General features: G+C 44.0%; 13 protein-coding genes. 2 read left to right on the top strand and 11 right to left on the bottom strand.

Annotation, left to right across the window (positions count from 1 at the left end; genetic code table 11):
* Positions 1-15: 15 nt before the first annotated feature.
* Entirely contained in the window at positions 16-1,263 is a 1,248-nt protein-coding gene (locus WC496_03710; GenBank protein MFA5292121.1) for a DEAD/DEAH box helicase, read from the top strand.
* A 2-nt stretch (positions 1,264-1,265) separates the two neighbouring features.
* Here the strand turns inward: WC496_03710 and WC496_03705 are convergent, their stop codons facing one another.
* From WC496_03705 to WC496_03655, 11 genes are all read right to left on the bottom strand, one after another.
* The gene (locus WC496_03705) at positions 1,266-2,738 is read right to left on the bottom strand and encodes a sodium/solute symporter (protein MFA5292120.1); all 1,473 of its coding nucleotides are present in this window, start codon (positions 2,736-2,738) and stop codon (positions 1,266-1,268) included.
* Positions 2,735-3,634 carry an N-acetylmuramic acid 6-phosphate etherase gene (murQ, locus tag WC496_03700; protein ID MFA5292119.1) on the bottom strand — a complete coding sequence of 300 codons (900 nt, stop codon included), beginning with the start codon at positions 3,632-3,634 and terminating at the stop codon, positions 2,735-2,737. The genes WC496_03705 and murQ overlap by 4 nt, the downstream gene beginning before the upstream one ends.
* Positions 3,631-4,734 carry an anhydro-N-acetylmuramic acid kinase gene (locus WC496_03695; protein ID MFA5292118.1) on the bottom strand — a complete coding sequence of 368 codons (1,104 nt, stop codon included), beginning with the start codon at positions 4,732-4,734 and terminating at the stop codon, positions 3,631-3,633. The genes murQ and WC496_03695 overlap by 4 nt, the downstream gene beginning before the upstream one ends.
* Complete coding sequence (locus WC496_03690) at positions 4,725-6,422, bottom strand: family 20 glycosylhydrolase (protein ID MFA5292117.1); 1,698 nt, start codon at positions 6,420-6,422, stop codon at positions 4,725-4,727. The genes WC496_03695 and WC496_03690 overlap by 10 nt, the downstream gene beginning before the upstream one ends.
* 40 nt (positions 6,423-6,462) lie before the next feature.
* On the bottom strand, positions 6,463-7,737 hold the full coding sequence (locus WC496_03685) for an ABC transporter permease (GenBank protein MFA5292116.1): 1,275 nt from the start codon (positions 7,735-7,737) through the stop codon (positions 6,463-6,465).
* Positions 7,737-8,414, bottom strand: a complete 678-nt coding sequence (locus tag WC496_03680; GenBank protein MFA5292115.1) for an ABC transporter ATP-binding protein — start codon at positions 8,412-8,414, stop codon at positions 7,737-7,739. The genes WC496_03685 and WC496_03680 overlap by 1 nt, the downstream gene beginning before the upstream one ends.
* Positions 8,415-8,416: 2 nt before the next feature.
* Positions 8,417-10,198 (bottom strand): efflux transporter periplasmic adaptor subunit, encoded by a 1,782-nt coding sequence (locus WC496_03675; protein ID MFA5292114.1) that lies wholly within the window; start codon positions 10,196-10,198, stop codon positions 8,417-8,419.
* Positions 10,191-12,098 carry a TolC family protein gene (locus WC496_03670; GenBank protein ID MFA5292113.1) on the bottom strand — a complete coding sequence of 636 codons (1,908 nt, stop codon included), beginning with the start codon at positions 12,096-12,098 and terminating at the stop codon, positions 10,191-10,193. Before WC496_03670 ends, WC496_03675 begins: the two co-directional genes overlap by 8 nt.
* 162 nt (positions 12,099-12,260) lie before the next feature.
* Positions 12,261-12,683, bottom strand: coding sequence for a hypothetical protein (locus WC496_03665; protein MFA5292112.1), 423 nt, complete (start codon positions 12,681-12,683; stop codon positions 12,261-12,263).
* Complete coding sequence (locus WC496_03660; protein ID MFA5292111.1) at positions 12,677-12,943, bottom strand: hypothetical protein; 267 nt, start codon at positions 12,941-12,943, stop codon at positions 12,677-12,679. The genes WC496_03665 and WC496_03660 overlap by 7 nt, the downstream gene beginning before the upstream one ends.
* A complete protein-coding gene (locus WC496_03655) occupies positions 12,931-13,500 on the bottom strand; it encodes an RNA polymerase sigma factor (protein ID MFA5292110.1) in 570 nt (189 codons plus the stop codon). The genes WC496_03660 and WC496_03655 overlap by 13 nt, the downstream gene beginning before the upstream one ends.
* Before the next feature lie 187 nt (positions 13,501-13,687).
* Here WC496_03655 and WC496_03650 point away from each other — a divergent pair, with 187 nt between their 5' ends.
* Complete coding sequence (locus WC496_03650; GenBank protein MFA5292109.1) at positions 13,688-13,921, top strand: DUF559 domain-containing protein; 234 nt, start codon at positions 13,688-13,690, stop codon at positions 13,919-13,921.
* Positions 13,922-14,127 lie beyond the last annotated feature (206 nt).

Here is a 14,127-nt window from a genome sequence, read left to right as displayed (position 1 = left end):
TTAGGATTTTCTAATATGCCATTTAAATTACTTGGTCTTTCCGATCCGCTCGTACGCGGTATTCTTGCTACCGGTTATACGGCTCCGACAGAAATTCAGTCTCAGGTTATTCCAGCCGCCATTGAAGGCAGTGATATTATCGGCTGCGCCCAGACCGGCACAGGCAAAACCGCCGCTTTTGTACTGCCTATTTTAAATAGGCTCAGTCACGAGCATGCGTCCAAAAACAAAAATATAAAAGCGTTGATTCTTACTCCGACTCGTGAGCTGGCGCTGCAAATCGAACAGTGTATCATCGGCTACGGCAGATTCCTGAATATGCGCACTCTTACCGTTTACGGCGGCGTGAGTATTGTGAATCAGCTTACCGCGCTTCGCAGAGGCGTTGACATTGTTGTTGCAACGCCGGGTCGTCTTCTCGACCATATGCAGCGGCGGAGCATCGACCTGAGGCACGTTGAAGTGCTTGTTCTTGACGAAGCCGACCGTATGTTCGATATGGGATTTATCAACGATGTGCGGAGAATTATTGCCGCCGTTCCGACAAAACGTCAAACGCTGCTTTTTTCCGCCACAATACCGCCACAGGTAAAGACCCTGGCCGCCGGAATACAGAATCATCCGAAAATAATTCAGATAGGTCAGCAGCATAACCCAATCGATACTATTACACAGCATATATATCCTGTCCCCAGGGAGCAGAAACTGGATATTCTGCTGCACATGATTCAAAAAGGCGGAATGTACAGCATACTTGTTTTTTCCCGTACCAAGCACGGCGCAGATAGAATTAGTCATTGCCTCGAGCGGGCAGGCGTTAAATCAATTGCGATACACTCCGACCGGACTCAGGGCCAGCGACGCAGGGCAATGGATGGCTTTAAGGGCGGCAAATTCCAGGTTATGGTTGCGACCGATATCGCCGCACGCGGCATAGACGTCGAGGGAATTTCACACGTCATAAATTTCGATGTGCCCGTATTTGCCGAGGATTATATTCATCGTATCGGCCGTACCGGCCGGGCCACAGCCAAAGGCGACGCGATTACATTTGTTTCTCGCGATGAGGAAAAATATATTCGTCAGATTGAAAAATTTATCGGCCGCAGATTCAAGATGGAAAAATGTCCGGACTTTGATTACTCTGTCCATGCCGCACCGCAAAGGCAGTCCGAAGACAGACCTCGCCCATCAGGGCACACAAAGAAAGTTTTTTCTTATGGCGGCAAAAAACACGGTCCTCAGCGCCGGCGGAGAAGATAAGATTAGACAGTACTTTGTGAACTGCTGAAAATCAAACTCAAAAAGAATGTTTCCGCTGTTCCCAGGACTATCAGCCAGCTCCATGCCAGGTTTATATGCCCGCTGTAAGATAAAAGTAAAAGCGCTGTCATAGACAGCGTGCTGATAATCATTGAAGCGACGTTGCCCATATTTCCTTTTCTTTTTGTAAGAACGCCGAATAGGAAAACGCCCAGTGTAGCTCCGCCGGTAAGCGAAATTATCTGGAACGCGAACCACAGAATATTTTCGACCGGCTGGCAGGCAAAAGCCAGACCGGCTAAAATCAAACCGAAGACTATTACGCCTGTTCTTGAGACTATTAAATAATGTTTTTCTGATGCCGCTTTTTTGATGAGCGGCCGGTAAATGTCCATCACAAACGATGACGATAGTGAACTAAGCGGCGAATCGATACTGGCTAATATGATTGCTGAAAGTATCAGTCCCTTTAATCCTGCAGGCAGGAAATTCGCCGTAAAGTAGGAAAGAACCTCTTTGGCCTTGTCCGGGGAGGGGATATTAGGATTCTGCTGAAAAAACACATAAAGCAAAGTGCCGATTGCAAGATATATGCAGAGAATCGGAAACGCAGCCGCTATCGTCATAAAAATCGCATTTTGACTTTTCCTTCTGGTTTGAACGGTAAGCAATCGCTGCATAAGTTCCTGGTCTGTGCCGAAAACCGCCAAACCGATAAAAAAGGCGTTTGCGGTGCCTGCCCAGAAAGTTGTGGGGTCATTGAAATTTAAGTCTAAGTTGAATATGCTTAATCGGCCTGCCTGGTTTGCGGTTTGCCAAATGGTTGATAGATCTCCTTCAATATGCAAATAAAGGTATATCAATAATGCTATACCTGCCGAGAAAAAGATAATCGTTTGATAGGCTCCTGCCCAGACAACAGCTTTTACTCCGCCGAACGCGATAAAAATTATACTCACAACTGTAAAGACTAATAATGCCTGCGCCAGATTCCAGCCCATGATAATGCCAATTCCCAGACAGGCGGCGTACAATCTGACTCCTGACGCTATCAATCGTGTAATGAAAAAGAAAATCGAACCGGCATATTGCGTTTCCGGCCCGAAACGGTGCCTTAAAAACTCATAAATGCTTGTGCAGTTGTATTTGTAAAAAACAGGAATAAACAAAAACGCTACGAGAATTCTCGCTGCTGCCGAACCGACAAAGAACTGAAGATACTCCCAGTTTTCGCTGTAAGCAGTTGCAGGCACGCCGACAATCGTCAGTGCGCTGACTTCAGTTGCGACAAAAGACAGGCACGCTACAATCGAAGGAACTTTTCTTTCACCGAGAAAGAAATCATTTGTATTTTTTTCTTTGCGTCCAAAAATATAGGAAATGACAAAGAGGAAAAGAACCGCCAAACCGACTATTATTAAATCTATTCCGCCCAAATGGCCTGCCAGATGTTGTATCGGTGCGACTTCGCTCATTTACCTATGGCCTTTCGCAAAGATTGCCCACATTTGTCGAGAATATCCTCAGCCTGTTTTGAATCGACATTGCAAAAGTGCATTACAATAGCTGTTTTTACTTTTCCGTTTGCCTTTTTGATAAGCTTGGCAGAACCTGATTTTGAAAGTTCCGTCATTTCCGAGACAATTCTTACCGACCTATCTTTTAATTTATTATTTGTCGCTTTCAGGTCAACCATCAAATTGCCGTACACCTTGCCCATTTTTATCATAGCGCCCGTTGTGAGAAGATTAAGCACAAGTTTTGTCGCGGTACCGGCTTTCATTCGTGTTGAGCCTGTAACGACTTCCGGCCCGACAACAGGATTTATAACTATTTGGGCAGGAATATCTTTCACAGCCTCCGGCGCACAGGTAACAAAAATAGTTCCTGCTCCTTTTTTCTTTGCTTCTTTTAACGCCGCTCGAACAAAAGGCGTCAATCCGCAGGCCGCGATGCCGACAACTACATCTTTTGAGGAAATTCTATGTTTTTTTATGGCTTTTATTCCATCGTTGATTTTGTCTTCAGCGCCTTCGACGGCTTTTACCAGTGCCCGTTTGCCGCCTGCGATAATTCCCTGAACCAGCAGCGGGCTTACTCCGAACGTAGGCGGACATTCCGAGGCGTCCAGTACGCCCAGTCTGCCGCTTGTGCCTGCCCCGACATAAAACAGCCTGCCGTTTCTTTTGAAACGTTCAACTATCATATCGACTGCCACGGCAATTTTTTTACTCTCCTTGCCAACTGCCGGTGCGATAAGCATATCTTCGGAATTTATAAGTTTGACAATTTGCAGAGTCGATAATATATCGATATTTTCGCTTTTGCGGTTACGTTTTTCGGTCATTGGAAGTAATCTTTGTTTTTTCATTTTGCTGGTATTATCTTTCCTAAAACCACTGATTGTTTTGCTCCCGTTGCGCCGGGGATATTATTTGCGATTCCTTTAATCGTCGCATAAGCCAGTATGGCAAACGAGACAGCCTCTTTTGCGTCGCTGTTTATGCCGAAATCATCTGTAAATAATATTTTACTGTTTATGCTCTGTCGCAGCATATTAACTAATGTCTTATTTCTTGCGCCGCCTCCGCAAAGTATTATCTCTTCAGGCATCTTCGGCAGAAATTTCTTATAAGCCGCCGCGATGCTTATAGCTGTAAATGCCGTTGCCGTTGTTATTATATCCTCGTTCGGCAGTTTTCTGTAAAACGCATCGGTATATTCTCTGCCGAACAATTCTCTGCCGGTTGATTTTGGCGGCTTCCTGCGGAAATATGGATTTTTAAGCATTTGATTTAAAAATTTTGTATTATTTTTGCCTTTGGCGGCGATTTTACCGTCTTTATCGAAATTTTGTCTGCCTTTGGTTAAAAGAAATACGAGCCTGTCTATTATCATATTCCCCGGCCCGGTATCGAAAGCGATAATCTGCCGCGGTTTACAGTTTGCAGGCAGGAAAGTTACATTTGCGATGCCGCCAATATTCTGAATCGCGCGATTTTTTCTGCTTTTAAACAGAAAATAATCGGCAAAAGGCACTAAAGGGGCTCCTTGTCCGCCCGCGGCAATATCTTTTGGTCTAAAGTCAGCTACCACTGTTTTCCCGGTTTTATAGGCTATTACAGATGGTTCTCCAATCTGCAAAGTTGAATGAATTTTGCCCTCGGGATTGTGATAAATAGTTTGGCCGTGTGAGCCGATAAGGTCAATGGTTTTTAAATTTATTTTATTTTTCCGGCACAGCTTTATCACGGCATCAACAAAAACTTCGCCGAGCAGAAAATTCAAACTTGATATATCCGCAGGCCGGCAGATTTTCTGTTCGCCCATTTCGAGAATATCTTTTCGCAGAGTTGGCGAATAAACAAAGGTATCGAACGCCAGCAAATCGACTTTGTTATTTTTAATATCGATAACTGCCGCATCGACGCCATCAGCGCTCGTACCTGACATAAGACCGATTATTCGCATATTGCCTTAAATAATTTTAAATTATCATTTAATCTCGAAAGTTTATTTCGAGCCAGCCATAATCTCTTAAAATCCTTTGTCATTTTCTGCATATCTTTTTTCGAGAAGCCGGATTTCACGCCTCTTATCGCCAGGACGCGTTTGGCCGCCAGACAGTCCATTCTTGCGGCAAGTTTCAATTCCTCATAGGCAGTTTTTTCGAAATTTCCGGTTTGTCTCGGCAATTTCGACCAGATAGACTCATTTGAAAACTGTTCAATTATTTTTTTTAGTCCTTTTTCGTTCATCTGGTTTATATAACTGTCAGACTTAATATTTTTTACAGGTTCAACAAGAGCGAAATACAGCCAGCTTCTATTCGGGACATTGGTCCCGCAGGTTTTATAATTATTCCCCAGCTTTTTTATTATGCCGGCAAGTTTGTTATCTTTCTGTTTGAAAAAATATCGGCAGAAGTTTTCAGTAAATTTATTGTTATCTACTTTTTTGCCGTTCCAGCTTTGTGCCGCACCGTGAGCGAAGCCGTGCAGGCTCACTCCGAGAAAATTTCTGTGTCCGTTATCGCCCCAGTCGGTATTAAGCATTCCTTCGGCGCCGAATTTTCGTCCCTGCTCGGCGAAATTGGCTATGTTGGCCATAGCATTCGGGATTCGTGAGCCGTGCGTCAGCCAGCCGCTCGTGCCAGGACAAACCATAAACGGCAGACCGGCTTTTGCCAATTCTTTTGTCCTGTATATATTTTTGCCGTTCTGTTCGTATTCCCAGTTGAGCAGAACAATGTCTTTCGGTAATTTACTTAATAGTTCAGGATATTTTAAAACAATATCCGCCCAGATATTCATTCGTTTATTATGCTTTTTGCAAAGGCGGTAAATTTTCAGCAGAAAATCGAGATAGACTCGGCCTTTACCGATTTTTCCGGCAAGTTTTTTGCTTCTTCCTTCGCCAAGTTCCCATGTCTCATCGCAGCAGACGTTGAAATCCTCCGCCTCAAAGAGAGGAATAAATTCGCTGTAAAGTTCGCTGATAAGTTTGATTGAGCCGGTATCGATAGGGCAAAGTGTTGTACCGCCCGGCAGGCCGCGATAGCCCGGAAGTTCGCCCAGATGCTGATATTTAGGCAGGGCGAGTATTTTTTCCAGATGACCGAAACTTGCCAGTGAGCCAGTGAGCCTGACGTGATGTAATTTGCAGAAGTCCTGAAGCTTAAGGATTTCGTTTGCTGTAAAGGGGCTGTCACCTTTGCCGATATCGGGATGTTTTTTAAAGATGAAGACATTTTCGATGTAGAGCTGTAATTCGTTTATTTTCCAATGTGCCAGACGCACGACTAAATCTTTTAAAGTGCTTAATTTCGGCACTTTCCCTCTCGAACAGTCCAGATAAACGCCTCGTCTTTTAAAGTCGGGCCAATCCTCTATCAGACAGCAGGGCAGTTTGTTTTCGTAAATTGCCGCGAGGTCTTTTAAGGTTTGGATTGCGTAATATGCCCCCGCCTCTGTTGAAGAATAAATTTCAATACCATCAGGCTGAATTTCCATTTTATAGCCTTGGGAGTTTTTGATTGATTCATCCTGATACATTTTCAATACAGACGAATCGGTCAGTTGAAGAGAACCTTTTTGAAAGGTAACTTTCTTTACCGGTATCAGCAGTGTTCCAAACAGTTTTTCATCCTTGATAGCCATTTCGGATTAGTATAACACAATTATTGCCGCAAGACAATGATTACTCGTGTCTGAGTGCGATGATAGGGTCGACTCTTGCCGCGTTTATCGCCGGGTATAAGCCGAAAACTATGCCTATTCCGACGCTGATAAAAAGCGGCAGGAGAATGCTTTGAAGTGTTATAACGGTAGGCATTCCGGCAAAGTAAGTAATGATAACAGGAATGATAATTCCCATAATAAGCCCTACAATTCCTCCGATAGTTGAAAGCACAACGGTCTCGATAAGAAATTGAATGATAATTTGCCGTCTTTTGGCTCCTATAGCTCGCCGAATTCCGATTTCACGAGTTCTTTCCGTAACCGAAGCGAGCATAATATTCATAATGCCGATGCCGCCGACAAGCAGACTTATGCTTGCGATTGAACCGAGCACGATATTAAATCTTTGTTTAGTCGCCTCTGCCTCTTTTAATAGAGCCAGGGGTACGCTTATGGTATAATCTTTTTTCTTATGGAGGTTCTGCAGCATTCGTTCGATTCCTGCCGCAGTAGATTCTACATTTTCCGTGCTGTTAACCTGTACGATAATCTGGTGCAGTTCGACCAGTTCCAGACTTCTGCTGCCCGATGATCTTTGAAAAAATAAATCACCGTAGTATTTGCGTACAGTGCTCAAAGGGATATAGGCATCTACCTGCTGGTCGGGTATCTGGATATTGCCGGCCTGGCCGGATTCGGTTTTAATTATTCCGACCACTTCGAACGAATCTCCGCCTATTTTAATGGATTGCCCGATGGTGTTTTTCGTTGCCAGTAATTTTCTCGCCCCGAACTCTGTCAGTACAGCTACCGCTGAAAAATCGTCTACATCTTTTTTCTCGAAAACTCTGCCTGCGAGAATTTCTCGCGGCACCAGGTCGAACCATTGCTCCGTAGTGCCGACTATTCTGAGTTCCAGTGTATTTGAACCGACCCGCGAATCCTTGCGTATCAATTTTGCCGGAGATACCTGCTGTACATTCGGGAAACTCTCTCTGATTCGCTGGTAGTCCATATATGTCAGGCCGTACATACTCATTCTCGATTGCTGTGCGCTTGAAGACTGGTCTTCGATTGCTTTTATTGAGTTTATGATTATATTGGTACTACCGAGTTTTTGAATCCGCTGCAATGCTTCCTTGCTTGCTCCCTCTCCGACCGCAAGCATTGCTACAACGCTTCCGACGCCGAACACAACGCCGAGCATCGTCAAAAACGAGCGGAGTTTATGCAGCAGCAGGTTTTCAATGCCGAGCCATATATTTCTGGCGAATTTTGATTGATGCAAAGGCATTAGTTATCGATTCTTTCTATCAAACCGTCTTTCATATGTAATCTGTTATGCGCATGTGCCGCGATATCAGGCTCATGTGTTACCATAATTATAGTTGTTCCTTCTTTATTAAGGTTGGTGAGAAGTTCCATAATCTGGTCGCCGGTATGACTGTCAAGGTTGCCTGTCGGTTCATCGGCGAGAATAATATGCGGGTCTGCCGCCAAAGAACGGGCAACGGCTACTCTCTGCATCTGTCCGCCGGACAATTCCGAAGGCCGATGATTGAGCCTTGTTTCAAGCCCGACTTTTGCCGCAAGTTCTTTTGCTTTTTCTGCGCTTTTTTCCGCTTCCCATCCTAGATAGTAAAGAGGCAGTTCAATATTTTTCTGAACTGTCAGTTGTGGAATCAGGTTAAAACTTTGAAAAACAAAACCTATATATTTAAGTCTGATATCGCTTAATTCGTCATCGTTAAGTGTGCTTATGTCTTTGTTTTCAAGAAAATACTGTCCCGAAGTAGGGCGGTCGAGGCATCCGAGTATATTCATCATTGTACTTTTTCCTGAACCGCTGGGCCCCATAATTGCCCAGAAACTTCCTTTCTGAAATGCCACACTTACACCGTCGAGTGCCCTTACCGGCTCAGCGCCCATTTCATATATTTTGTGGATATTGCTGAATCTTACTATATCCATCGTTATTGACTTTCTTCGCTTCTGTTCCGTCTTCTGGAACCTGATGTTTTGCCGCCTCCCCGCATTTGCTGCATTGCCTTTTCTTTTTCTTCGGGTGACATATTCTCGAATTTTTTCTTCATTTCTTCGAGCTTTTCCGGGGTCATATTCTCGAACTGTCTTTTCATTTGCTCTATATTTGCCGTTTCGCTGTTTGCCGGTTGATTTGGCTCCTGCGAACTTTGATTGTTTTCAGCGTTTTTCAGTCCTTGTGATATTTTTCCCTGAATACCATCGATATTTCCATCGCCGTTTTGTTCAGATACGCTGCGGCTCTGCGATACTCCCGAAGTCGATTTCAATGGCGGATTCAGCAGGATTGTTTCGCCTGCTTTAAGTCCGTCGAGGATGTGAATAACCTTGTTGTTATCAAGTCCGATTTTTACCTGTTTTGGCTCGAATTTTTTGCCGTTCTTTACGTAAACCGTGTAATCGGCCCCGATTTTTGTGACTGCCTGGAGAGGAATATAAAAAGCGTCTTCGTATTGTTTAACGATTATTTCCGCCTGGCAGCTCATTCCTGTTTTCAGTGCCGGGTCTTCGCCCTCTACATAGATTACCGTATTGTAAAGTTTTAAATCCGGGTTCATAAACATACTTCTGGCATCCGGCAGCGGCGCGATGGATTTTATTGTCCCGTAGAAGGTCTTTCCCTGTAGTGCGTCTACCGTAATAATAACCGGCAGTTCTTTCATGGTTTTCTTAAGATTGAACTCGTGAATCATAACTTCGGCATTCGATGCGTTTCCCGTCGGAAGGTAAATCAACTCTTCTCTTTCCTGGACTTCTCTACCGACATCAAGAGGCTCGCTTGCATTGTGCCAGCCGGTATTTTTTGCGCTTGTCGCGTAAATAACCAATCCGTCTTCAGGCGCATAAATTTTTGTCTTTTTTATTTGGTCTTCGACTTTTACGAGTTTGTCTTTCTGCCGCCCATATTCCGCTTCTTTTGCCTTCAGTTCGGCTTTTGCCTGTATTACGTCAGCGTTGGCCTTGCGTTCGGTGCGTTCCATAGCCATATCGGCCTGATTGACATCGCTTTGAAGTTTTGCAAGATTTCGTTTATAGGTGTAATCGGTAAGCAGCTCTTTACTGTTTCTTGCGATTTCAACATTTAGTTCGCATTTCTTCTTTGTGAGTTTGTCGCCGCTTAATTCCGTTTCGGGAATATAGTTTGCGTCATAAAGCTTTTCAGACCAGTTAAGATAATCCTGTGCCTTGGTTAATTCTTCTTCGGCAAGTGTGATGTCGGTATTCGCTTTCAGAAGTTCTGAAAGATATTCACCTTTTACGTATTTCTCCAGGTCCTGTTTGGCGAATTCAAGCGTAAGTGTTGCCAGATCCACATCGCTTTTTGCCTGGTTCTCGACAACCGCCAGGTTTTCTTTTGCGCTTATATATGCAGCTTCGGCGTTTTGAACTGCGATTTCCCTGTCGATTTTTTCGTCTTCAAGGCTGCTTACGTCGAGTTCGATAAGCAAATCGCCTTTTTTAACTCGCTCACCTTCGGGTATAACATAAGTTATGGATGTTCTGCCCTCGACTTCGTTTTTAAGTATTATCTGGTCTCTTGCCTTGATAGTACCGGACTCGACAAAACTAATGGTCAAAGGGCCGTGCTGGACCTTGTATGTTGGGCCGGCCTGTTCGGAAGCATCTTTGCCTGTTAAAAATGATGCCGATAGCAGAACGACTATTAAAACAATGGCCGCGATACCGATGAGATATATTTTATTTTTAGTCATTTTGGTTTCCTCCGGGCTGATATTCTTTCCATAACCCTTTTTCATCTACTTCCAATACGCCTGTGTCCCGCTGAATTGCAAGTTCCGCTGTCCGGTAATTAACGACCGCAGCAGTCAGCGAGTTCTGTGCCGCCAGAAGAGAATCCTGTGCTTCGAGAAGGTCGCGTATCTGGGCTCTGCCGGCGTCAAGGAACATATTGACGCTTTTAACTCGTTTTTCAGCGACACTTACGGCTTTCGCCTGTATGTGCATATTTTCTCGCGCTTCGAGCAAATCGCGAAGTGCGTTTCTGACTTCTGTTTTTATCGTATCTTCCGTTGCCTGTATATTTCGGACAGACTGTTCGAGGCCGATAAGACTGTTTCGATAGTCGATGCTTTCTGTCGTTCTATCAAGCGGCAGGTCAAGTGTCAGCAGCGTCGAAAACACTCCTCTGTTCGCTACAAATCTGCTGTTATCGGCAGTTGTATCCGCAATACGGTTCCTTCTTGAGCCGATATCGGCTGAACCGAGAAAAGTCAGTTCCGCCCCCAAAGCATCTGCTGCCACTATAACGGCTCTTTGGGAATCGTAAACTGCACCGTCTGCTGATTTCAGGTCGTACCTGTTATCGAAGGCCAGTTTCATCGCAGTTGCTTCTTCCATTTCGTATGGCCCCGCGTTTTTATAATCAGGCTCGAGCACTTCGACAAGTTCGTTTATTAATACCTGATTGCTGTCGGGCAGATTTGCTTCCTGTACGTTCATTCGGCGGATAATCTGTTCCATCGATGATGCCAGTACCTTAAGTTCATTCGGGTCAAGTTCTATGGCGGCATCCGGCGGCAATCCGAGGAAAACCTTAAATGAATCGAGCTGTCTTTTATATGATTGCGTTGCGGTAATCCATCTTTGACGCGAACTTAATTCGTTCTGAACTGCCTGGTCAACTTCGATTTCCTGAATTCTTCCCGCGTCTGCCAGGCTTCTGCTTCGTTTCGCTGACGCTATCCTGCTGCGATAATCCGCTTCGCTGTTTTTAATCGAATCTAACTGCTGAAGAACCGCAAGATATTTGCTTGCGATATTTACCGCGAATTCTTCTTTATATCTTTCGAAGTTCCATATCGAATAAATCGTATTTCTTTCCGCTTGTGTCAGCGGCTCCCTGACTATATGTCTTCCCGACCCTCTTAACAACGGTATCGAGATGCTGCCTTCGCCTGCGATTCCGACCGATGAAGCTCCGCCAAGTGTCAGCAGGTTTGCAAGGTCGATTGCAAGTGCCGAACTTACTTCCGCTCCGGATTCGAATTTCCTGCTGACCCCGACATTGCCGCTTGTGATTGTTCCGCTGACGGTTCTGTTTCCGGTCGTATCGGTACTGAGCAGATTTTGCACTTGCGCGATAAATGTATTTCTGAAAGCATACCGTTCCAGTTCGAGAGACAGAGCCGACTGAAAGACTTTCTCTTTCTGGGTTTGATAATCGAAACTGTTATAGGCGCCGATTTGTAATGCCTGCAAAAGCGAGATAGTGATTGAATTGTTAACGTCATTTACCTCAGCGACATTGCCGCCATTAGTTGCGACAGGATAATCTTTCTCCGGCCAGTGTTCTATCTTTTGCAGGGCATCCGTTCCGAAAGAAGCCTTGCTCGAAGTTGGTAATTTCTGGTCTTTAAGCAGTCTTCTGCGGAGGATATCGCTTGGCCTTTCGATACTGAATTGGCTTGTTTTTCCCGTCGCCTCGAGCTGTTTTTCGGTGATAATCTTCCCAGCGGTTTTGTCCATATCACTGCGATACTTGGCAGGGCTGCATCCGATTTGTGATGTAATAAGAGCAATTAGACCGGCCGCGAGAAAAGCTTTTACGTCTAACTTCTTATTTTTAAATATGTTATGTGAAATATTTTTCATGTTTTCATCAAAACTATACAGTATTCCCTATCTATACTTTCGACTACATTATATTGGTGTATAAGGAGATAGGTTAGGTAACATAGAAAATTTGGCTATTTTTGCTTGCTTATGGGTTTTGTTTATAAGTATAACAATTTAAACAAGTTAAAAATATATACCTTATTTTTTGAATCGTTTTTTGAATTTTTCCTGCATAATCTGGAAATCTTTGTTCCATTTTTCAAACTGCTCCGGTGTCAGGATTGAGTTCATTTCCGTTATCATTGTTTGAGTATCGGTCTCGCGTCTTTGGTCTTGTTCCTGAACGTACTGTTTTCTTTTCTGAAAAGCCTTGTCGAAGACTTGTTGTACCTGTTGTGTCTGTTGCTCGCTGAGGCCGTATTTTTCGCTTATCATTTGGGTAATTTCGTTTGCATCTTTGCTTGGTTTGTTTATCCATATAATTCGCTGTTTCACCATCAGAACAGTTGCGCCGGCCCCGATAATTATGCCTGATACGAGGATTACAAGACCCCACAGGAAAAATATCGTTATCTTTTTGGAACGGTAGCTTTTTGCGATATTATTTTCTTCGGTTACCATAATGAGACTCCCTGGTATGGTGCGAATAGTTGAAATAACGGATTAACTATATAGTTCCAAGCCTGGATGGAAAAGAATGTTACAATCGAAGCGGCGACAGCCGTTAGCCCGGCGAATACTTCAAGCGGCAAAAGGCCGACTTTTTCATGCTGCAAAAGACTTATTCGTGTCATAACATCATCGGAAACGTCAAATTGCGGCAAAGCCTCATTTCTCGCTGTTTTAGCCAGTTTTTCAATAATTTTTATTATTTTATCCATTCGAATTTCTCCGAAAAATTTTCTTTTTCCGCAAGTTTTTTCAATTTTCCGCGAGCACGCATCGCCCGCATTTTCGTTCCCGCTTTCGTCCAGCCAGTCCTTTTGGCGATTTCCTCGATAGAACATTCCTCAAAGTACATCAACGTAAGTATCAGCCTGTCAGTAGCTTGCAGCCGATTAAATAAAGAATGCAAAACTTCAGCGGCCTGAGCGGAATCAATTTCATTTGCGTTACTCTCGTCAACAGCATCAAAATTGTCCATATCATCCATCGGCACAAATAATCCGGCCCTGTCCCGCTGCTTCCAAAACCTGTAGCCGACACGAGTTGCAATCTTGTTGAGCCAGTGCAAAAATGGGCCCTGACCTTTGTAACTTTTAAGACTGAAAAAGGCCTCGACAAAGGCCTCCTGAACAAGCTGCTCAACCTCATTTCTGTCGCGGGTAAAACGCCACATAAGCCTGACTATTTGCGGCTCATACCTTTGCATAAGCCGCCGATAGGCGTCATTATCGCCGTTTAAACAGGCCTGAATGTCGTTGAAATCGATTTCCACAGCGAGATATAGTAGCCACTAAGACTCAAAGGCACAAAGAAAAAAAATGCTAATATTCTATAAACTTAGTGTCTTAGTGCCTTTGTGGCTATTCTTATATAAAAGAGCAATATTGCCATACTCCGTTTTTAGAGTCTTTCTCATCTGATTAGTGGAATATTTAAGGCGAAGGTAACGGGGAAAATAGTTGAAAGATAAAACATTGCTCACAGAAGCTGATTTTTATTTTCCTGATTGCCGTTTGGCCATTTTTTGTGATTCTACTAAACACCACCGGTCTCCAAAAGCCAAACAAAAAGATAATATAATAACTGACAAACTTAAAAATCTTGGTTTCAAGACACTGAGGATTCCCGGATCAATGATAGTAAATGATTTCGATGCCGCGTTAAGTCTTGTAGTTGATAAACTCAATGCTTAAAATATATCTAAACGGGGTTGAAATTATTAGCATAATGGCAGGATAATTTTAATCGTTTTAATAGATTCCTCCGTAAAGGTCCACCATAAGGTGTCCTCCATCAGGAGTCCTTAGGGTTGCGGAGGAATGACGGAACCCGCCGTGAAACGGCGGGCTAAATATTTATGGATTCCCGCTTTCGCGGGAATGACAAGACGAGATTGCCG

This window comes from Phycisphaerae bacterium, assembly GCA_041652575.1.
Lineage (GTDB): Bacteria > Planctomycetota > Phycisphaerae > Sedimentisphaerales > UBA12454 > UBA12454.
This window is presented reverse-complemented; position numbering and strand designations above follow the sequence as displayed.